General features: G+C 58.9%; 15 protein-coding genes. 12 read left to right on the top strand and 3 right to left on the bottom strand.

Annotation, left to right across the window (positions count from 1 at the left end; genetic code table 11):
* Positions 1 to 71 precede the first annotated feature (71 nt).
* The 10 genes from BLQ09_RS16615 (at position 72) to BLQ09_RS16570 (ending at position 15,854) form a co-directional block, all read left to right on the top strand.
* Positions 72 to 5,825: a hypothetical protein gene (locus tag BLQ09_RS16615; protein ID WP_092357853.1), complete on the top strand. Its 5,754-nt coding sequence runs from the start codon at positions 72 to 74 to the stop codon at positions 5,823 to 5,825.
* A gap of 575 nt (positions 5,826 to 6,400) precedes the next feature.
* Positions 6,401 to 6,880 carry a hypothetical protein gene (locus BLQ09_RS16610; RefSeq protein WP_027606400.1) on the top strand — a complete coding sequence of 160 codons (480 nt, stop codon included), beginning with the start codon at positions 6,401 to 6,403 and terminating at the stop codon, positions 6,878 to 6,880.
* 287 nt (positions 6,881 to 7,167) lie between these two features.
* Positions 7,168 to 8,478: an ABC transporter substrate-binding protein gene (locus tag BLQ09_RS16605; protein WP_027606401.1), complete on the top strand. Its 1,311-nt coding sequence runs from the start codon at positions 7,168 to 7,170 to the stop codon at positions 8,476 to 8,478.
* A gap of 155 nt (positions 8,479 to 8,633) precedes the next feature.
* A complete protein-coding gene (locus BLQ09_RS16600; RefSeq protein WP_051429369.1) occupies positions 8,634 to 9,524 on the top strand; it encodes a carbohydrate ABC transporter permease in 891 nt (296 codons plus the stop codon).
* A gap of 10 nt (positions 9,525 to 9,534) precedes the next feature.
* Positions 9,535 to 10,365 carry a carbohydrate ABC transporter permease gene (locus BLQ09_RS16595; protein WP_027606403.1) on the top strand — a complete coding sequence of 277 codons (831 nt, stop codon included), beginning with the start codon at positions 9,535 to 9,537 and terminating at the stop codon, positions 10,363 to 10,365.
* A 23-nt stretch (positions 10,366 to 10,388) separates the two neighbouring features.
* Entirely contained in the window at positions 10,389 to 11,492 is a 1,104-nt protein-coding gene (locus BLQ09_RS16590) for an ABC transporter ATP-binding protein (RefSeq protein ID WP_092357851.1), read from the top strand.
* A 15-nt stretch (positions 11,493 to 11,507) separates the two neighbouring features.
* Positions 11,508 to 12,989, top strand: coding sequence for a mannitol dehydrogenase family protein (locus BLQ09_RS16585; protein WP_092357849.1), 1,482 nt, complete (start codon positions 11,508 to 11,510; stop codon positions 12,987 to 12,989).
* A gap of 78 nt (positions 12,990 to 13,067) precedes the next feature.
* On the top strand, positions 13,068 to 14,549 hold the full coding sequence (xylB, locus tag BLQ09_RS16580) for a xylulokinase (RefSeq protein WP_092357847.1): 1,482 nt from the start codon (positions 13,068 to 13,070) through the stop codon (positions 14,547 to 14,549).
* A gap of 12 nt (positions 14,550 to 14,561) precedes the next feature.
* Positions 14,562 to 15,500: a carbohydrate kinase family protein gene (locus BLQ09_RS16575; protein WP_092357845.1), complete on the top strand. Its 939-nt coding sequence runs from the start codon at positions 14,562 to 14,564 to the stop codon at positions 15,498 to 15,500.
* An 84-nt stretch (positions 15,501 to 15,584) separates the two neighbouring features.
* The gene (locus BLQ09_RS16570) at positions 15,585 to 15,854 is read left to right on the top strand and encodes a DUF2790 domain-containing protein (RefSeq protein WP_092357843.1); all 270 of its coding nucleotides are present in this window, start codon (positions 15,585 to 15,587) and stop codon (positions 15,852 to 15,854) included.
* Positions 15,855 to 15,915: 61 nt separating this feature from the next.
* Here the strand turns inward: BLQ09_RS16570 and BLQ09_RS16565 are convergent, their stop codons facing one another.
* Together BLQ09_RS16565 and ilvA are read right to left on the bottom strand one after the other, a co-directional pair.
* Complete coding sequence (locus BLQ09_RS16565) at positions 15,916 to 16,185, bottom strand: DUF1652 domain-containing protein (protein WP_027606409.1); 270 nt, start codon at positions 16,183 to 16,185, stop codon at positions 15,916 to 15,918.
* 233 nt (positions 16,186 to 16,418) lie between these two features.
* A complete protein-coding gene (gene ilvA, locus BLQ09_RS16560) occupies positions 16,419 to 17,441 on the bottom strand; it encodes a threonine ammonia-lyase, biosynthetic (protein ID WP_081744442.1) in 1,023 nt (340 codons plus the stop codon).
* A 248-nt stretch (positions 17,442 to 17,689) separates the two neighbouring features.
* Between ilvA and BLQ09_RS16555 the strand changes: the two genes are divergently transcribed.
* Together BLQ09_RS16555 and map are read left to right on the top strand one after the other, a co-directional pair.
* Complete coding sequence (locus tag BLQ09_RS16555) at positions 17,690 to 17,890, top strand: ParD-like family protein (RefSeq protein ID WP_027606410.1); 201 nt, start codon at positions 17,690 to 17,692, stop codon at positions 17,888 to 17,890.
* Positions 17,890 to 18,645, top strand: a complete 756-nt coding sequence (map, locus tag BLQ09_RS16550) for a type I methionyl aminopeptidase (RefSeq protein WP_092357841.1) — start codon at positions 17,890 to 17,892, stop codon at positions 18,643 to 18,645. Before BLQ09_RS16555 ends, map begins: the two co-directional genes overlap by 1 nt.
* A gap of 32 nt (positions 18,646 to 18,677) precedes the next feature.
* Here the strand turns inward: map and BLQ09_RS16545 are convergent, their stop codons facing one another.
* A complete protein-coding gene (locus tag BLQ09_RS16545) occupies positions 18,678 to 20,264 on the bottom strand; it encodes a RimK family protein (RefSeq protein ID WP_027606412.1) in 1,587 nt (528 codons plus the stop codon).
* Between the last annotated feature and the right edge of the window lie 71 nt (positions 20,265 to 20,335).

The following is a 20,335-nucleotide window of genomic DNA, read 5'->3' as shown; positions in this document are numbered from 1 at the left end:
ACGTATTGAAGTACCTCTCTGTATCTGTCGAGAGGCCATTCTTATAAATACGTCGGTAAAAGGACAGTCCCATGATCAGCTTTAATCCGCCACACACTGTCAGCACCACGATTCCAAGCGAGCTGAATCGGCCCACGCCCCCCATAGGCTCAGTAACCTCTAAAGTCATCGAGTTTTTTCATAAACGCCTCAAGGATATTCAAACGTTCCCCGCGTCCGCTCAATCGAGTGATGGACTGGCGCCGGCCGGTAAACGTATCGAGCAATTGCTCAGGTTCGCCGTGACAAAGGAACAACCCAGCGTAGCCGAGCGCATCAGCCAGTTGGTTAAAAGCAGTCATGAGCCACTGACGGACACAGCGCTGCGCAATCAGGTGGAGCAACACCTGAACCAGCCAAGCGCCCTCGACTCGCAAAAAACTTACGCTCAACTGATCCAGGAAATACTTGACGGCTCAACACCTGACACGCCCCGCACTCGCCCTGTGCCGTCGCGGTTACGCCGAGATCTGCATACACCTGAACCGGCCTCCCCAACACGCACTGCGGCGCTGCGCCAATTCACCAATGCCCTGGTCGACAGTGGTGACCGGCAGTTGGCCATAGGTGTGGCCAATAGCTTGATGCGCCAACGGCTTGCCGTCGAGAAAGGTCACTCCAGCGATGCCGAGGACAAGGTGACCATCCCGGCCGACTCAACCTTCGGCCAAGCCTGGGCCGAACTGGCCGATGCGCTGCACTCGGAACCGTTCAAATCGTTTGCCGAAGCCAGGAAGATCGATGTTTCTGGATTGACGATCAACTCCAGGGGACAACTGACCGAAATGCGCGACAACGTCCCGGTCAACCTCTACCTGCATCGGGACGCGGACTGGAAAGCTGCGGCGGCCAAAGTGGTAGGCGCAGTCAGAAAAGTCCTCGCGGGGAAACAAGGCGCTGTCATTTTCCACGATAGGGAACACGCATCGGCTTACAACATAGCCTCGTTTTACGGCACGCAACTGGGCAGAATTCAAACCGACGACATCCTGCTCAGCATCAGACAATTGCAGCGCGAGGGCACCTTCAGCGCCTTCAGCAACACCGACCCGCACTTCGCGGCCGTTTACGCACCGGTCAAACAGCGACAGCGAGAAGCCAGCCAACGGATCATGGATTTGCCGCCGGATCAGTTGAAACTGCGACTTGAGCAGTTCACACCTTTGACTGCGGAGCAAAAGGTCCAGGAAGCCGATCAAACCCTGGCGCAGCAGTGCAGCCAGGCCCTGATGAGGTTCGTACCTCAAGCCCGAATCGAAGGCGACAAATTCCCGCCAGTGCTCACAAATATCCCGGAATATTCGACCTTCAACCAGGTGCGCAAAAACCTCCTGGGTGCGCTGACCGGCAGTGCCTTTACCACCTTTGTACAAGAGCACAACGTTGAGCCCCGCAGCGTGCGTATCCACCCCGTCACCGGTGACCTGACAGGCAAGGTGAATGGCAAGGACACCCTCTTTAAGCCGAACGATCTTTCGGGCTGGGGTGTCGTCTGGGAAGAAATAAAAGATGCAGTCCAGCAGATGGACGCTGGACAGGAGCGTCTTGTTCAATACCCGACTCCGCCCTCTGCATCGCTGTATGATGTCCTGCGCTTTTACAACGAAGAGATCCCGCGTCAACAAAACGGCCAACAAGCCGACTGGCGGCAACGCGAGCTGATCTCGCTTCTCGATAAAAGTATCGAGATGTCCCGTAACAACGGTTTCAAGGCACTCACTGCCCCCCGCGCGGACAGCACTTCGTCTACGGCTGTAGGTGAGCTTCAGTACGCAATCACTCAACAGCTTACCAAAACACCCATTACCGGCTCTGAACTTGAAACCCTGGCGGCCGCTGCGGAGTCGGGTCTCGGCGCGACGGTGGAGCGCGCACCGTCCCCGCAAGACGCCCTGGCCAGCGCCGAGAGCGCACTGGCCACCGCCACGTATCGCGCAATGCGCGGGCTGAAAAACAATCCCGCCCAAGCCTCGACGAGGATGGTCGGACCGATCCCGACTGACAGCTTGTTCGGCCAATGGCTCGGTTACCTGCACAAAGCCATCAAGGCGCGTGGTTTTACCGACTGGGCGCAGAAATACAACGTTGATTTGACCTCTCTGCGCTTTGCCTCCGATGGCGAAGCGCTGATCGGTAAAATCAACGGCGTTGACCGGCGCTTCAGCGCCGCCGACTTTGCGAAAAACTACCCCGAGCATTTCGACGTACTGGCCCCGGTACTCCACGCCGCCAAGGTATTTACGACGCCTATGATGCAGATCACGCTGTCTCAAGCCGGCAGCAACGCCGTGCCGCTGGGCTGGATAGGCCGTTTTTATGGCATCGATACGGCCCCCCGCAGCCCGGCATTCGAACGCAGCATGACGCATCTGGGCAGCACGAAGAAGTTCCCAAGGAAACCCGACCACCCGGAACGAATAGTGAATGGGCTGAACCAGCAAAAAACCGCATTGGGTAACAGCAACGATCGGTATGCGCTGATCAATCAGCTCAAGCAGGGCAACATCGATAACGACGACACCACGCGCTTCATTGTCGACCCGGATTCGTCCCATCAGCCTAAAGGCGTGACAACCGTGCAGAAATTTCTCGCGGATCGGGGTTGGTACGAGGCGAAATCGGCCGAACAGATCGGTAACCTGTTACAGGCTCTGCAGACTCCCCTGCCGCAAGCGCCGACACTGGGTAATAACTGGGGGTTTCTGGCCACGGCCCTCCCGCTGAACAAGGCCCAACGCGAGGCCGTGAGTACCTTCGTAAAACAATCCATCGGCACCCATCCCAACCTCCTGAGCTACCTGAATGCCCAAGTGCCCAAGCTCAGCAACAGCCCTGTCCAAGCGCTGGACCAACTGCTGTCCAGCGACAGCGCCCTGGAACTGGCAACGAATCTGCAAACCGAGATGAAGGGTGCAGTCACTTCGACCAGTCTCAAGCAGTGGCTACTGACCGCGTTGGTACTGGAGCTTGATCCCGAGGCCGACACCTCACGCAATAGCCTCGCAGGCTTTGATCTGATGCATACGGATATGTGGGGATTGGGCACGGACAAGATTCGTGAGCGGTTCAACAACCACTTGACCAAAAATGGAAAGATCCCGGCAAACCTTGCGCCCGTCGCCGCGCACCTGTTGATGACGGGGGGGGCGCCCCATCTGCTGGTTAAAGATGTGCCACCGGCCTTGACACTGGGCTCGACCGAATGGGTCAGCTTTATGACCGCCGTCAATCGGATCGAACTGAATGCTCCTGGTGCCGCCTCGGGTATGACCTTCGGGCAAGTCATGGACCTTCATCGGATCAGCCCCATTTCCGAACGTGAATCCCAACTGCACTCTGTCGCCCAGATGAACCCGGTGTTGGATTGGGCCATCGTGAATGGCCATATCGTGAGAAATGACAAGGACGAATACACCCTTGAACAGCTCGCCAGCAGCCAGGAGAAGCTCAAAAAACAAAATGATGATATCTCCAGGGCCAGGCACTACTTGAGTAATTTCGACCCACCAAGCAGAAGGGAAATGGCCCTGTTAGAGCTGAGGGAAAAATGGGGTGCCGATATCCCCTATAAGCGTCCGTACCTCACTGAAATGGCTGGCCCGTTAGGAATGTTTTCCAATACTCGGGCAAGTATTGTCGAGGTCTATGAATCCGGCCGCCTGAATGAAGGCTGGCGCTGGGAGTCAGAGAGGGGGCCCGACTTCGATGCCCTTCGCGCACGCGCCACGCTGGTTGATATCAACAAGGAATTCAATCGGGAATTTGAAAAAGACTTCGCCCTACGCAGGACCCACACCATTTCCCTGTTCAAAAACATGTTCAGCCAGCTCCCGCTGGCGGACCGAGACATCGTCAACAATGGCTCCGCGACAATCCTGCAAGTGAAAGGCACCGGTAGTGGCATCCTGATGCAGTTCACCCATAAGGAGCAGTCCAGAACGTTCGCGATCTATCCAGCCTATGGAAAAATAGTGCCGGTCCCCAATATCGAACAGAGAGCACCTTACGGCCAAACCACCGAAGAAACCGTCGATACAGCCGCGTTTCAAACCAACGCCGAACCAAAACCGAACATCAAATCCGAGGTCCTCATAACACGCCTTGATCAAGGCAGCCTCGTCGACCCGGATCACTTTGCACACGGCAGGCGACCCTTATATGCGGAGAACGACAAAACTGACCTTTCCAGCTATGACGGAACGAGAATACAGCACCTCTCCGAGGTGCTGGTTGACAGCGTGTACTTGAACAAGGCGGCTGTACTCGCTACACAACGTGGGCTGAACAACGCTGTTGAAAACGGTTTGGAGCTCAGTGACTACTTCCAAAAAGGTTTGCGCTTCTTCCCGGGAGGCTCGAGCCTCGTGGACATCTACAACGGTGAATATGCGGACGCGGTAAAAGACCTGGGCGTTGATATCGCGATCTACGTATTTACCGAGGGCGTCGGCAAACTCTGGAATGTGGCCAAATCCGGCGCGGCCTGGGCGGCGGCCAAGGCCTCGGCGAAATTCGTCGAAAGGTTTGGGATCGAGGAAACAGAAAGCATTGTGCTCCAAGACCTGACTGCCACCGGCACCGAGGAGGCGTTCAGCTCCGTGAGCAGAATGCAGGGCGGCCAATATACAAGGCCAACTGGAGAGGCGTTTGTGCCGACTGCGGACATGGCTGATGGCACGGTGAGAAGTGGCGATAACTCTGCACTTGTCAAGCTCACGGCCATGTTCCAGGACGGCGAGTGGTATGCCTATAACCCCAAGACAATGGCGGCTGATGGACCTGCGCTAAAAGGATTCGTGCCCGAAAGTAACCAACGCAACGTCAATGGCCTGTTTGACTTTTTTTCCAATGCCGAACCCGATCCGGATATGCCCGCCAGATTCGAGATGAACGTCGTGAACTCGCAGCTAAGAGATGAGGAAGCCTTTAAAACCGGCTACAACAGCTTGAAACCGGAAACTATACCGGGCTACAGCAGCGACATGGGCAAAGACCGAATCAAACAACTGATTGCAGACAGCCAGCTAAGCGCCGAACAAGTGGGAAGCCTGGTTCGGCAACGGGAAAAACTCATCATTGCCGATTCCCGCATCAGCATGGAGACGTTCAATCGAGAAGTAGAGGGTGCGGGCGGAACCAGTCGTGGAATGTCCCAAGCCTTTTATCTTGCCCTGACACAACCAGGCTCAGACGGTGAATGTGCTGCCCTGTCCAATACGATGGCGCTCGCGCTCTCGGAGGGCACCGAAAACACGGTGATCGATAACGTGAATATGGCCATGGCCAACCCGAAGTCCGCTGGCGGTTCCAAATTCATCTCAGAGTTGTCAGCGTTGCAAGCTAACGTAGACAGACAAAGCACCTTTCAAACCGGGACCTCAGGCGTCCTCACGCCCTACAAGGATATTGGCACAACACTGGGTAACGCCGAGACTTCGAAGACCTTGCTGATCGCCACGAAAGATCATGGCATGCTCGCGGGGGTTAGGATCGACCCCGCCGACGCCAGCAAAAAAAACTGGTTTTATTACGATCCCAACTATGGGTTGGCGACATTCAATTCAGAAACATCAATGAAAGCCGGGCTGGAAAAAACACTGAACAGTGGCGAAGTCGGCAAAGGACTCAACCATTTTGGCAACTTATTCACGGGACCAAAATATAACGTCGGTGCCTTTGATATCAATGCAATGGCACAGCGCAGATTTGATATTGCCCGGGTTAGAGATCTGACCCGACCAATCAGCCTTGACACAACGCAAGCCGTCACCCAACAAACTGTATAGCCGAATCAGGATGGAGACCCAATGGAAACGGTCAGGCCACTTGATGAAGAAATCCAGAGAGTCATCGATACCTGTCTAGGCCTGAAATAGGTTTGCACCTGTTTCATCCTAGACATTCACAAAAGTCATGAACCCATGGGAGCTCGACAATATGCAAATAATGATGGGAACCGGTCCTATAATTCCGACAGATAGTGCCTGGATAAATGGGTTTACCGCACTCCCCAAGCCCCGCCTATAGGATAGGCAACTGAGGCTCCGGGCAAAAACGACTGCGACTGAAGGCAGCGCTTTTGCCCGAACCTCCGTGAACAGACGCCCTCACCCGTGCAAAAGCAGCAGTCCACGTGTAGCCAAGGACTTGTCACATCTCATCTGAAGACCGTCATCATTGCCCTGCCCCTGGCGCAACAAATCGCGGACGCCAACAGCATTGCACGCCTGGGGCACTTTACCGTTAACCCCGTCGGTCGGAACTGGTAGTTCTCACAGTATCGCCATCGGACGCCCCCTCCTTAAATGAGCGTGCACATCATTCCTGAATGACCGCGTTCACTTAATTCGAGGATCGAGAAATGAGCCCAACAACACGTCAACCCCGTAAAAAAAAATCCATCATCCACCATCGTGTCGTATTTGCTGACGAGGGCGAGAAACATGGATGGACAGGCGGCGGCAATATCATTCTTGACGATGTAAGTGGCAGAACAGTCTGGCTTGTCCAGAAGGCAAGCAGGATTTTCAGCGAAATCCTTCCTCCTCGCAGTCAGCTGACCGTGCTTATTTATTGTCGTGTGCGCTTAACGGGCAGTTACTTGAAGGTAACGCATGCGGGGGGCTCATATACTTCCCCCAACATTATGAGCCACTCCGAAATGAGCACTTATTGGGTAAGAAACGCCACAACCAATGGGGAAGGAAAGTTCTGGATAGACTTCGAAACCAGCAACGGCCAAGCCCTGCGAATCCATCAGGTGGAAGTCATGGGACCCGCCACCCACAAGGATACCGATAAGCCGCCGGTGATGAAGCTGCTGAAAGACGCGGCCCCCTGAAGAAAGATGAACGCCATGCAAAGGGTGCCAACACCATCACTTCATGGCGTCGTTCAACACCTGCCTGAGCAGCGCACCTGCAGATTTCCCTGGGCCTGAATATCGCGAGGGTCAAAAAGCAGCCCTCACCCGAGTGCAAAAAAGTATCAGTCCAAGTGCTCCCAAGGATTTGTCACAACCCCATTTGAAGGCTGTAATCAACGCACACTCTTCCTGACTCCCCGTAGGAAGACACAACAACAATAACTGTCCTTCCGTAGCCCCTGGGCGCGGAAATGGAGTGCGCGATGAAGTTCACAGCAAAAGCTCTGCTTGCCTGTACCTGTATGACCCTCAGCGCCGTCAGCCTTGGCGCGCAAACCCTGACCATTGCCACCGTCAACAACAGCGACATGATCCGCATGCAGAAGCTCTCGAAAACCTTCGAGGCCGAGCATCCGGAAATCAAGCTGAACTGGGTGGTGCTGGAAGAAAACGTGCTGCGCCAACGCCTGACCACCGACATCGCCACCCAGGGCGGGCAGTTCGATGTGTTGACCATCGGCATGTACGAAGCCGCACTCTGGGGCGCCAAGGGTTGGCTGGAGCCGATGAAGGACCTGCCGGCGTCCTACGACCTCGACGACGTATTCCCTTCCGTGCGTGACGGTTTGTCCGTCAAGGGTTCGCTGTACGCCCTGCCGTTCTATGCGGAAAGCTCGATCACCTATTACCGCACCGACCTGTTCAAGGACGCCGGGCTGAGCATGCCCGAACATCCGACCTGGAGCCAGATCGGCGAATTCGCGGCCAAACTCACCGACAAGAGCAAAGAGCAATACGGCCTGTGCCTGCGCGGCAAAGCCGGCTGGGGCGAGAACATGGCGCTGATCACCACCCTGGCCAACGGCTACGGTGCGCGCTGGTTCGATGAAAAGTGGCAGCCTGAATTCAACGGCCCCGAGTGGAAGGACGCGCTGAACTTCTACGTCGACAACATGAAGAAATCCGGCCCGCCGGGTGCTTCCAGCAACGGTTTCAACGAAAACCTGGCGCTGTTCAACAGCGGCAAGTGCGCGATCTGGGTCGATGCCAGCGTCGCCGGCTCGTTCGTCACCGACAAGACCCAAAGCAAAGTGGCCGACCATGTGGGCTTCACCTTTGCCCCCCACGAAAAAACCGACAAGGGCACGTCGTGGCTGTATTCCTGGAGCCTGGCGATCCCGACCAGCTCCAAGGCCAAGGACGCCGCCAAGGTGTTCACCAGTTGGGCCACCTCCAAGGAATACGGTGCCTTGGTCGCCAAGACCGACGGCGTTGCCAACGTGCCGCCAGGTACGCGCAAGTCGACCTACAGCGACGAATACATGAAGGCTGCACCGTTCGCCAAGGTGACCCTGGAATCGCTGAAAGTCGCCGACCCGACCAAACCGACCCTCAAGCCGGTGCCGTATATCGGTATCCAGCTGGTGACCATTCCCGAGTTCCAGGCGATTGGGACCCAGGTCGGCAAGTTCTTCTCCGGCGCGCTGACCGGTCAGCAAACGGTCGATGCTGCACTGACCGCCGCGCAGACCACCACCGAGCGGGAAATGAAGCGGGCCGGTTACCCCAAGTAACCTGAGCGTCACCACCGTCAAATGTGGGAGGGGGCTTGCCCCCGATGGCAGTGGATCAGCCAACTGATTCATCGACTGACACTCCGCCATCGGGGGCAAGCCCCCTCCCACACTGACCGCACTCCGATCCTTGCTCCGCACTGGCCTTGATTATCATGAATACATCCGCCAAAAACCGCCTGGCCAACCCCGGCTGGTTCCTCGTCACGCCCTCGGTCGCCCTGCTGCTGCTGTGGATGATCGTGCCGCTGGGCATGACCCTGTACTTTTCGCTGATCCGCTACAACCTGCTCTACCCCGGCGAGAACCAATTCGTGGGGCTGGAGAATTTCACCTACTTCATCACCGACTCGGGTTTCCTGCCCGGCGCCACCAATACGTTGTTGCTGGTGGGCAGCGTGCTGTTGATCAGCGTGGTGTTCGGCGTGTTGATCAGTGCGCTGCTGGAGGCCAGTGAGTTCCTCGGGCGTGGCATCGTCCGGGTGTTGTTGATTTCGCCGTTCTTCATCATGCCCACCGTCGGTGCGCTGATCTGGAAGAACCTGATTTTCCACCCGGTGTCGGGGATTCTCGCCGCCGTGTGGAAGTTCTTCGGCGCCGAGCCGGTGGACTGGCTGGCGCACTATCCGCTGCTGTCGATCATCATCATTGTGTCGTGGCAATGGCTGCCGTTCGCCATCCTGCTGCTGATGACTGCCATGCAGTCCCTCGACCAGGAACAAAAGGAAGCTGCGCGCCTGGACGGTGCCGGCGCCATCGCGATTTTCTGGCACCTGACCCTGCCCCACCTGGCCCGCCCGATTGCCGTGGTGGTGATGATCGAGACCATCTTCCTGCTCTCGGTATTCGCCGAAATCTTCACCACCACCAACGGTGGCCCCGGCTACGCCTCGACCAACCTCGCCTACCTGATCTACAACCAGGCATTGGTGCAGTTCGACGTGGGCATGGCCTCGGCCGGCGGCTTGATCGCCGTGGTCATCGCCAATATCGCGGCGATCATCCTGGTGCGGATGATCGGCAAAAACCTGACTGACAAGCCTTGAGGGCCGCGCCATGACGCTTCAACAATCCCGCCGCCTGCAAAGCCTGTTGCTCGGCACCCTGGCCTGGGCCATCGCGATCCTGATCTTCTTCCCGATCTTCTGGATGGTGCTGACCAGCTTCAAGACCGAAATCGACGCGTTCGCCACGCCGCCGCAATTCATCTTCACGCCGACCCTGGAGAACTACCTGCACATCAACGAGCGCAGCAACTACTTCAGCTATGCCTGGAACTCGGTGCTGATTTCATTCAGCGCCACCGCCCTGTGCCTGCTGATTTCGGTGCCGGCCGCCTACTCCATGGCGTTCTACGAAACCAAACGCACCAAGAGCACGCTGCTGTGGATGCTCTCCACCAAGATGCTGCCGCCCGTGGGCGTGCTGATGCCGATCTACCTGCTGGCCAAGAGCTTTGGCCTGCTGGACACGCGCATTGCGCTGATCATCATCTACACCCTGATCAACCTGCCGATCGTGGTCTGGATGGTTTACACCTACTTCAAGGACATCCCCAAGGACATCCTCGAAGCCGCGCGCCTGGACGGCGCCACCCTGTGGCAGGAAATGGTCCGGGTGCTGCTGCCGATCGCCAAGGGCGGCCTGGCCTCCACGGTGTTGCTGTCGCTGATCCTGTGCTGGAACGAGGCCTTCTGGTCGCTGAACCTGACCTCGTCCAACGCCGCGCCCTTGACCGCACTGATCGCCTCCTACTCCAGCCCCGAAGGCTTGTTCTGGGCCAAATTGTCTGCCGTCTCGACCCTGGCCTGTGCGCCGATCCTGATCTTTGGCTGGATCAGCCAGAAACAGCTGGTGCGCGGTTTGTCCTTCGGCGCAGTTAAATAATAATTTCTAGCGGAGGGCCCATCATGGCCAACCTCAAAATCAAGAATCTGCAAAAAGGCTTCGAAGGTTTCTCGATCATCAAGGGCATCGACCTGGAAGTGAACGACAAGGAATTCGTAGTCTTCGTCGGCCCCTCGGGCTGCGGTAAATCCACCCTGCTGCGCCTGATCGCCGGCCTCGAAGAGGTGAGCGAAGGCACCATCGAACTGGATGGCCGCGACATCACCGAAGTGACCCCGGCCAAGCGCGACCTGGCGATGGTGTTCCAGACCTACGCGCTGTACCCGCACATGAGCGTGCGCAAGAACATGTCGTTTGCCCTGGACCTGGCCGGCGTCGACAAGCAGCTGGTGGAGAGCAAGGTCAACGAAGCCGCACGCATTCTCGAGTTGGGCCCGCTGCTGGAACGCAAGCCCAAGCAACTCTCCGGTGGCCAGCGCCAGCGCGTGGCGATCGGCCGTGCCATCGTGCGCAACCCGAAGATTTTCCTGTTCGACGAACCGCTGTCCAACCTCGACGCCGCCCTGCGCGTGCAGATGCGCCTGGAGCTGTCGCGCCTGCACAAAGAGCTGCAAGCGACCATGATCTACGTGACCCACGACCAGGTCGAAGCCATGACCCTGGCCGACAAGGTGGTCGTGTTGAACAGCGGGCGTATCGAGCAGGTCGGCTCGCCGCTGGAGCTGTACCACCAGCCGGCCAACCTGTTTGTGGCGGGCTTTCTCGGCACGCCGAAAATGGGCTTCCTCAAAGGCAAGGTCACCCGCGTCGACGGCCAGGGCTGTGAGGTGCAGCTGGACGCCGGCACCCTGATCAGCCTGCCGCTGAGCGGCGCCAGCCTGAGCGTGGGCAGTGCGGTGACCCTGGGCATTCGTCCGGAGCACCTGGAAATCGCGTCGCCTGGGCAAACCGCCCTGACCGTCACCGCCGACGTCGGCGAGCGCCTGGGCAGCGACACCTTCTGCCACGTCATCACCTCGAACGGCGAGCCGCTGACCATGCGGATTCGCGGCGACATGGCCAGCCAGTATGGCGAAACGCTGCACCTGCACCTGGACCCGGCGCACTGCCATCTGTTCGACACCGACGGTGTTGCCGTGGCCCGTCCACTGCGCGCTGCCGCCTGATTTGCGAGATTTGTGATGAAACTGAATAAACAGAACCTCACCCAGCTGGCGCCGGAAGTCAAACTGCCGGCCTATGCCATTGCGAGTACCTCCCAAGGTATCGCCCATATCGGCGTCGGCGGCTTCCACCGCGCGCACCAGGCGTATTACACCGATGCGCTGATGAATACCGGCGAAGGCCTGGACTGGAGCATCTGCGGCGTCGGCCTGCGCAGCGAGGACCGCAAGGCCCGCGACGACCTGGCCGGCCAGGACTACCTGTTCACCCTGTACGAACTGGGCGACACCGACGACACCGAAGTGCGTGTGATCGGCGCGATCAGCGACATGCTGCTGGCCGAAGACGGCGCCCAGGCATTGATCGACAAACTGGCCAGTCCCGAGATTCGCATCGTCTCGCTGACCATCACCGAAGGCGGCTACTGCATCGACGACAGCAACGGCGAGTTCATGGCCCACCTGCCGCAGATCCAGCATGACCTGGCTCATCCGTCGTCGCCAAAAACCGTGTTCGGTTTTATCTGCGCGGCATTGACCCAGCGCCGCGCGGCCGGCGTCCCGGCGTTTACCGTGATGTCCTGCGATAACCTGCCCCACAATGGCGCTGTCACGCGCAAGGCACTGCTGGCGTTCGCCGCCCTGCACGATGCCGAGCTGCATGACTGGATCAAGGCCCATGTGAGCTTCCCGAACGCCATGGTCGACCGCATCACGCCGATGACCAGCACCGCCCACCGCCTGCAACTGCACGATGAACACGGCATCGACGATGCCTGGCCGGTGGTCTGCGAACCCTTTGTGCAGTGGGTGCTGGAAGACAAATTCGTCAACGGCCGCCCGGCATGGGAAAAGGTCGGCGTGCAGTTCACCGACGATGTGACGCCCTATGAAGAGATGAAGATCGGCTTGCTCAACGGCAGCCACCTGGCCCTGACCTACCTGGGGTTTCTCAAGGGTTATCGGTTTGTGCACGAGACCATGAACGACCCGCTGTTCGTGGCTTACATGCGCGCCTACATGGACCTCGACGTCACGCCGAACCTGGCGCCGGTACCGGGCATCGACCTGAGCGACTACAAGCAGACCCTGGTGGACCGCTTCTCCAACCAGGCGATTGCCGACCAGTTGGAACGGGTGTGTTCGGACGGCTCGTCGAAGTTTCCCAAGTTCACCGTGCCGACCATCAACCGCCTGATAGTCGATGGGCGCGAGACCGAGCGTGCGGCGCTGGTGGTCGCGGCCTGGGCCTTGTATTTGAAGGGTGTGGATGAGAATGGCGTGAGCTACACGATCCCCGATCCGCGCGCAGCATTCTGCCAGGGGCTGGTGAGCGATGAGGGGTTGATCAGCCAGCGGTTGCTGGCAGTGGAAGAGATTTTCGGTACGGCTATTCCCAACTCGCCTGGGTTTGTGGCAGCGTTCGAGCGGTGCTATGGGAGCCTGCGTGACAAAGGCGTAACCGCTACCCTGAAGCACCTCCTGAAGAAACCGATTTAAGTGTGGGAGGGGCCAAGCCCCCTCCCACACTGGACCGGGTTGCCAATCCAAAAAAATAACACTGCTGAGCACACCCTCATGACCCAGCAAAACCTGTTCCTCGGCATCGACTGCGGCACCCAAGGCACCAAGGCCATCGTCCTCGACGCGTCCAGCGGCAAGGTACTGGGCCTGGGCGCCGCCGCGCACACCCTGATCAGCGGCGCCAATGGCCGTCGCGAGCAGCACACCCAGGAATGGCTGGACGCCTTTACCGAAGCCACCCACCGCGCCTTGCAACAGGCCGGCGTGGACGGCCAGGACATCCTCGGCATCGGCGTATCCGGCCAGCAACACGGCCTGGTGTTGCTGGATGAAAGCGGCCAGGTGCTGCGCCCGGCCAAGCTGTGGTGCGACACCGAAACCGCGCCGGAGAACGAGCGCCTGCTGGCCTACCTGGGCGGCGAGAGTGGCTCGCTGGAGCGCCTGGGCGTGGCGATTGCGCCGGGCTACACCGTGTCGAAACTGCTGTGGACCCGCGAGCAGCACCCGGATGTGTTCGCGCGCATCGCCCATGTGCTGCTGCCCCACGACTACCTCAACTACTGGCTCACCGGCCGCGCGGTCGCGGAATACGGCGATGCCTCGGGCACCGGTTACTTCAACGTGCGCACCCGCACCTGGGATATGGCGCTGCTCAAGCACATCGACCCCAGCGGCCGCCTTGAAGCTGCGCTGCCGACATTGATCGAAGCCGATCAAAGCGTAGGCACGATCCTGCCGGCCATCGCCGAACGCCTGGGTATCAACCCCAATGCCAGGGTGTCCAGTGGCGGCGGCGACAACATGATGGGTGCCATCGGCACGGGCAATATCGCCTCCGGCGTGATCACCATGAGCCTGGGCTCATCCGGCACCGTGTATGCCTTCGCCGACCAGCCCAATGTCAGCCCCCAGGCGTCGGTCGCCACCTTCTGCTCGTCCAGCGGCGGCTGGCTGCCGTTGATCTGCACCATGAACCTGACCAACGCTACCGGGGTGATCCGCGAGTTGTTCGAGCTGGACCTCAACGCTTTCAACGCACTGGTCGAGCAAGCCCCGATTGGCGCCGATGGCGTCAGCATGCTGCCGTTCCTCAACGGCGAACGCGTACCCGCCCTGCCCCACGCCACTGGCAGCCTGCATGGGCTGACCATGACCAACCTAACCCGTGCCAACCTGTGCCGCGCGGTGGTCGAAGGCACCACCTTCGGCCTGCGCTACGGCCTCGATCTGCTACGCCACACCGGCCTGCAAAGCCAGAGCATCCGCCTGATCGGCGGCGGCTCGAAAAGCCCGGTGTGGCGGCAGATGGTCGCCGATATCATGAACACCGAAGTGATCTGCACCGAACAAAGCGAAGCCGCCGCCCTGGGCGCGGCGATCCAGGCGGCGTGGAGCCAGTCCGGCGAGTCCCTGGCCAGCCTGTGCGACAAATGCGTGAGCGTCGACCCCGCCAGCCGTACCCTGCCGGTGGCGGCCAATGTCAGCGCCTACCAACTGGCTTACGAACGCTATCAACAGCACGTGGCAACCCTTTAAGAGCGAACGACTATGTATCTGGTGTGTGGTGAAGCGCTGTTTGATTTTTTCAGCGAGGAAGATGCCAGCGGGCAGGCCTCCAAGGTCACTTACAAGGCGATTGCCGGTGGTTCACCGTTCAACGTCGCGGTGGGTTTGCGCCGCCTGGGCATCGAGGCCGGGTTGTTCGGCGGCCTGTCCAACGACTTCCTCGGGCGCCGGCTGTTGCACGTGCTCAGGGATGAAGGCGTCAGCGAGCGGTTCCTGGTGGAGTTTGCCGCGCCGACCACCTTGTCGATGGTCGCCGTGGGCGCCGACGGTTCACCGCAGTACAACTTCCGGGGTGAAGGCTGCGCCGACCGACTGCTGGAAGTCGCGCATTTGCCGGTCCTCGGCGATGAGGTGCGCGGCCTGCATGTCGGCTCGTTCTCCCTGGTGGTGCAACCGATCGGCGACACCCTGCTGAACCTGGTCAAGCGCGAAAGCGGCAAGCGCCTGATCAGCCTCGACCCCAACGTGCGCCTTAATCCGCAGCCGGATATCCAACTGTGGCGCGACCGCGTCGCCGAGTTGGCCAAGCATGCCGACCTGATCAAGGTCAGCGACGAAGACCTGCACCTGCTCTACCCCGGCCAGTCGCCGGAAAGCGTGCTGCAGGGCTGGCTGCAACACCGTTGCCAGCTGGTGTTCCTCACCCGTGGCGGCGATGGCGCCAGTGTGTTCAGCCGTCAGCATGGCACCTGGTCGCAACCGGCACAGCGCGTGGTGATGGCGGATACCGTGGGTGCCGGGGATACCTTCCAGGCCGCGTTGATTGCCTGGCTGACCGAGCACCAGTTGGACTCGGTGCAAGGCCTGCAACAACTGACCCGCGCGCAGATCGACGCCATGCTCGGCTTCGCCATCCGCGCTGCGGCACTGACGTGCGGCAAGACCGGGCCGGACTTGCCGTATCGCCCGCAGCTTGGATGAAGGTTTTGTCAGCCAGGGCAAAATTAATCGATGGTTAATCCCGCAAGTCGAGAGTGAAATTCCACTCACTTGCGGAGCACCACCATGAAACTGCACACCTTAATGCTCGGCGGCGCCCTGGCGCTGGCGGCAGTGTCGGGCCTGGCCCAGGCTGACGATCAAACCCAGGCGGTCAAACCCGTGCCTTATCATTACGGCATGCCGATGAACATTGCCAAGGTCCTGGCCATGAACGAAACCCCAACCGGCGACTGCAAAGTCATTGATGCGGATATCAAGTTCCTGGACAAGGCGGGCAAAGTGGAAGACGTGAGCTACTGGAAAATGTCCGAAGCCTGCGATTTCCAGAATTGATGGGCAAACATACACAGCATTGGGCCTGGCATTTACCAGGCCCACCGTTCATGACCAACGATCAGTAGTAACCGCGCCCTCCAGCCCGCTGCTGGACAGGTGCATGGCTGTGCTTGAGGTCTTCACGCAACCCGGTAATGAGGTTGCAAATAGCTCGACTGCTGTCGAGTTTGTCAGCATTGATACCTTTGACCTCCAAATCCACCCGGTCACGGTCGCGGTCGTCATAGACCTTGATCGTCAGCGAAGCATCTTCGGCTTTGGTGCATTCGCACCGTTTAGGCAGGAAACTTCCTTCAATAATGCTGCGAAGTTCTAATTCCGAAAGCATGGCCAACCTCTCCTTTTTTGAGACTTGCCAATCGATTGTTATAAGTCTGCAGGCGCGTGCCTGCCACGTCTCGCCAGCCCTGGAAGACGCTTACCTTTACCAGCCTACTCGGCAAATTCCGTTTTTGTTGTAACTTTTCTTCATAAGCAATGTAGGAATTTATATAGCTTAGATCACCTCAGTTAAATCATCGTCGAACCGCTTCGATTAATCGTTTAACCCCACGCTTCGAATTAAACTGCAGCTTGTGCCGCCACTCTTTCAGCAACATATCGCAAACTATCAAAGTTGATATTTGCACCTGAATTAACCGCGACCAAGGTCTGCCCACTTACCCCACGACTGGCCACGTACTTGCGAACCCCCGCCACCGCCAGCGCACCGGAAGGTTCGGTGATGGAACGCGTATCGTCATAGATCAACTTCATCGCGCTGCACAGTTCGTCATTGCTGACGGTGATCACTTCGTCGACCCAATCGCGGCAGATCTCAAAGCCATAGGCGCCGATCTGGGCGACTGCGGTGCCATCGGCGAACCTGTCGACACTTGGCAACACCACCCGTTCCCCGGCCTGCAGTGCGGCGAGCAGGCAACTGGAGCCTTCGGGCTCGACCCCGATGATGCGCACTTCGGGCCGCAGGTATTTGACGTAGGCCGCAATGCCGGCTATCAGGCCGCCGCCGCCCACGGGCACGAAGATCGCGTCCAACGGGCCTTGTTGCTGGCGCAGGATTTCCATGGCCACCGTGCCCTGGCCGGCGATCACTTCCGGGTCATCGAAGGGCGAAACGAAGGTGCAGCCGGACATCTCGGCCAGTTGCAGCGCATGGGCCAGGGCAAACGGGAAGCTCTCGCCGTGCAGCACCGCTTCGGCGCCCCGGGAGCGCACGCCCAGCACCTTCAATTCCGGCGTGCTGCACGGCATCACGATCCGCGCCTGGAGCCCCAGCGTCTTCGCCGCCAGTGCCACGCCTTGCGCATGGTTACCCGCCGACGCCGTCACCACACCGCGCGCTTTCTGCGCGCCGGTAAGCTGCACCAGCTTGTTGTAGGCGCCGCGAATCTTGAAGGAAAAGGTCGGTTGCAGGTCTTCGCGCTTGAGCAGCACCTGGTTGCCGAGCATTGCCGAGAGTGCCGGCGCGGCTTGCAGGGGCGTACGCACCGCGAGGTCATAGACCGGCGCGGCGAGGATCTTTTTCACATAGTGTTCAAGCAATGCCGTATCAGCGGTAGGCGGTGCGGGGCACGTGCTCATGGGTGTCTCCTGGTTTTTAAAGGCCCTGGAGACGGAACAAACAAAACCCGCCTCTAAGGCGGGTTGGGGTGCAGCCGTGTGCTATCCCGCCAAATGAGGAATGGCGGTAATAATGCTTGGCTGGCTGCGGAAGGCTGGATAGGTCATGCCTGGAAATTAACCGGCCATCCGGATCAAGTCAACATCATGTTTACTGACGACATATGAAACATATACGATTCGTATATCCAACCACTACAGTGAACCTCATGGGCATCGTCAAGATCAGCGACCAACTGCACGAACAACTCCGGCTGGCCAGTGCGGCCATGGACCGCTCCATCAACGCCCAGGCCGAGTTCTGGATCAAGGTCGGCCTGCTCGCCGAACTCAATCCCAGCCTGCCCTACCACGAGCTGATCAACAAACTGTTGCTGGACAAGCCCGACCTGATCCGGGGGCGCAGCTGATGATCAAGACCGCCGCCCAACTGGCTGTGATGCGCGAGTCCGGACGCCTGCTGGCCCAAGTGTTCGACATGCTCGACGGTTTTGTCGCCGCCGGCCGTTCCACCCTGGAACTGGACAGCGCCGTCGAAGCCTTTATCCGCAACGAATTGAAAGCCCGCCCCGCCAGCCTCGGGCAATACGACTACCCCTTCTCCATCAACACCTCGATCAACGAGGTGGTGTGCCATGGCATGCCCAGCGCCAAGGAAATCCTCAAGGACGGCGACATCGTCAACATCGACATCACCCTGGAAAAAGGCGGCTTTATCGCCGATTCCAGCAAGATGTACATGATCGGCACCGTCGCGCCCAAGGCGCGGCGCCTGGTGGACATGACTTTCGAGGCGATGTGGGCCGGGATCCGCCAGGTCAAGCCCGGCGCGCGCCTGGGTGATATCGGCCATGCGATCCAGAGCCATGCACAGGCCAATGGCTACAGCGTGGTGCGTGAATACTGCGGCCACGGCATCGGCAAGCAGATGCATGAAGAACCGCAGGTCCTGCACTTCGGCCGCCCTGGCACCGGGCTGGAACTGCGTGAAGGCATGGTGTTCACCATCGAACCGATGCTCAACCAGGGCGGCGCCAAGGTGCGCAGCCTGAAAGACGGCTGGACGGTGGTGACCAAGGACAACAGCCTGTCGGCGCAGTGGGAGCATACGGTGGCGGTGACGGCGGATGGCTTTGAAGTGCTGACCTTGCAAACCCGCCCTTGATTCACCCACCGCCGTAGATACCGCCTTGAACCTCACCAGACCTGGCCCTGGCGTTTCAACTCCAGGCGCCGCACGAACTCTTCCAGCACCAGGCTGTACAGGTCGTCCTGCAGGTAGGCGTCTTCGATGCCGGCATCCAGGTTGGGGTTGTCGTTGACCTCGATCACCACCACCTTGTCGCCGGACTGCTTGAGGTCCACACCATAGAGGCCGTCGCCGATCAGGTTGGCGGTCTTCACCGCCAGTTCCACCACCGCCCGGGGCGCTTCATGGACAGCCAGGGTGCGGCATTCGCCGTTGATGGCCTGGCCGATGGCCTTGTGGTTATAGATCTGCCAATGGCCCTTGGACATGAAGTACTGGCAGGCAAAGATCGGCTTGCGGTTGAGTACGCCGATGCGCCAGTCATACTCGGTGTAGAAGAATTCCTGGGCCAGCAGCAGCACCGAATGCTCGAACAACTCGGCGGTGGCCTTGAGCAAGGCTGCCTGGCTTTCGACCTTGATCACGCCACGGGAGAAACACCCGTCGGGAATCTTCAACACCAGCGGAAACCCGAGGCGCTCGCCGACCCGTTCGAAGTCCTGCGGTCGTTCCTTGTAGAGAATCTCGGTGGCAGGCATACCCAACTGATGGCTGTTGAGCAGGTCGGTAAGGTAGACCTTGTTGGTACAACGCAGGATCGACGCCGGGTCGTCCATCACCACCAGGCCTTCACTTTCGGCTTTTTTGGCAAAGCGGTAGGTATGGTTGTCGACACTGGTGGTCTCGCGGATCAGCAAGGCGTCGTATTCGGCCAGGCGCGCGTAGTCCTTGCGCTCGATCAGCTCCACATCAATGCCCAGGCCCTTGCCCACGCGGATGAAATTCTCCAAGGCACGGGCGTTGGACGGCGGCAATTGCTCCTGGGGATCATGGAGGATCGCCAGGTCATAACGGGCCAGGCGCCGTGAACGGGGCTGGCGCCAGATCCTGCGGCTGAAGTTATCGAGGGCGTGGGCGAATTGATCTTCCTGGTCGTCGCGTAACTTGTGCAATACGCCGGACTTGACCCCTACGATATGCCAACCGTTATGTTTTCTGAACTCAACTAACAAGATCGGACATGGGAATGTTTCAAACAACTGGCGGGCCAATTCCTGCAACGGCTCTATAGTGGTCCTGCCGAAGTAAAGTGTCAGGGTAAACCCTTCGGTATTACTGTAGAGGTGATGACTCAAGGCTTTATCAAGGGTTTTATCCAAGTCGTCCAGCGCCAGGCCGTACAGCGACTTCCTGGTCAGCTCACTGATGGTGCGCACCGAAGGAATCACCTTGTGTCCGCGCGCTTCGGCCAGCAACGAGCAGTAGTAGCCGTGCCCCAGGTACTTGTAGCTGCGGCACAGGTTGATCACCTGCACCCGCTTGCCTGACTCGTTCTGCCGGGTTTGTTCCAGGTACTCCTGGGCGGTGACGATGTCTTCGCTGGGAAAGTAGGAGGCCCAATCTTCCTTGCGCTCAACAATGATCACCACTTGACTGTTACTTCGAGGCGGCGCCGAAAAAAAGCCCTTCGATGTTATTGTCGCCGCGACGATTTGCTCGGATACTTCACGCCAATGACCTTGTACCGCCGACATAATATTTGATCCGCTTTAGAGAACTCGACCTTTTCTATTAAGCACGATCTTTTAGGGAAGTCCCGTTTCGT

It is taken from the genome of Pseudomonas sp. NFACC25 (assembly GCF_900100935.1).
GTDB classification, from domain to species: domain Bacteria; phylum Pseudomonadota; class Gammaproteobacteria; order Pseudomonadales; family Pseudomonadaceae; genus Aquipseudomonas; species Aquipseudomonas marginalis.
The sequence above is the reverse complement of the archived record's forward strand: the minus strand, read 5'-3'. Positions and strand labels throughout refer to the sequence as shown.

Coding starts and splice junctions, on each gene's coding strand:
- BLQ09_RS16610 (WP_027606400.1), top strand. CDS start 6,401: ATGAGCCCAACAACACGTCAACCCCGTAAAAAAAAATCCATCATCCAC.
- map (WP_092357841.1), top strand. CDS start 17,890: ATGATCAAGACCGCCGCCCAACTGGCTGTGATGCGCGAGTCCGGACGC.
- BLQ09_RS16565 (WP_027606409.1), bottom strand. CDS start 16,185: ATGCTTTCGGAATTAGAACTTCGCAGCATTATTGAAGGAAGTTTCCTG.
- BLQ09_RS16595 (WP_027606403.1), top strand. CDS start 9,535: ATGACGCTTCAACAATCCCGCCGCCTGCAAAGCCTGTTGCTCGGCACC.
- BLQ09_RS16575 (WP_092357845.1), top strand. CDS start 14,562: ATGTATCTGGTGTGTGGTGAAGCGCTGTTTGATTTTTTCAGCGAGGAA.
- BLQ09_RS16590 (WP_092357851.1), top strand. CDS start 10,389: ATGGCCAACCTCAAAATCAAGAATCTGCAAAAAGGCTTCGAAGGTTTC.
- BLQ09_RS16585 (WP_092357849.1), top strand. CDS start 11,508: ATGAAACTGAATAAACAGAACCTCACCCAGCTGGCGCCGGAAGTCAAA.
- BLQ09_RS16600 (WP_051429369.1), top strand. CDS start 8,634: ATGAATACATCCGCCAAAAACCGCCTGGCCAACCCCGGCTGGTTCCTC.
- BLQ09_RS16615 (WP_092357853.1), top strand. CDS start 72: ATGATCAGCTTTAATCCGCCACACACTGTCAGCACCACGATTCCAAGC.
- ilvA (WP_081744442.1), bottom strand. CDS start 17,441: ATGAGCACGTGCCCCGCACCGCCTACCGCTGATACGGCATTGCTTGAA.
- BLQ09_RS16570 (WP_092357843.1), top strand. CDS start 15,585: ATGAAACTGCACACCTTAATGCTCGGCGGCGCCCTGGCGCTGGCGGCA.
- BLQ09_RS16545 (WP_027606412.1), bottom strand. CDS start 20,264: ATGTCGGCGGTACAAGGTCATTGGCGTGAAGTATCCGAGCAAATCGTC.
- BLQ09_RS16555 (WP_027606410.1), top strand. CDS start 17,690: ATGGGCATCGTCAAGATCAGCGACCAACTGCACGAACAACTCCGGCTG.
- xylB (WP_092357847.1), top strand. CDS start 13,068: ATGACCCAGCAAAACCTGTTCCTCGGCATCGACTGCGGCACCCAAGGC.
- BLQ09_RS16605 (WP_027606401.1), top strand. CDS start 7,168: ATGAAGTTCACAGCAAAAGCTCTGCTTGCCTGTACCTGTATGACCCTC.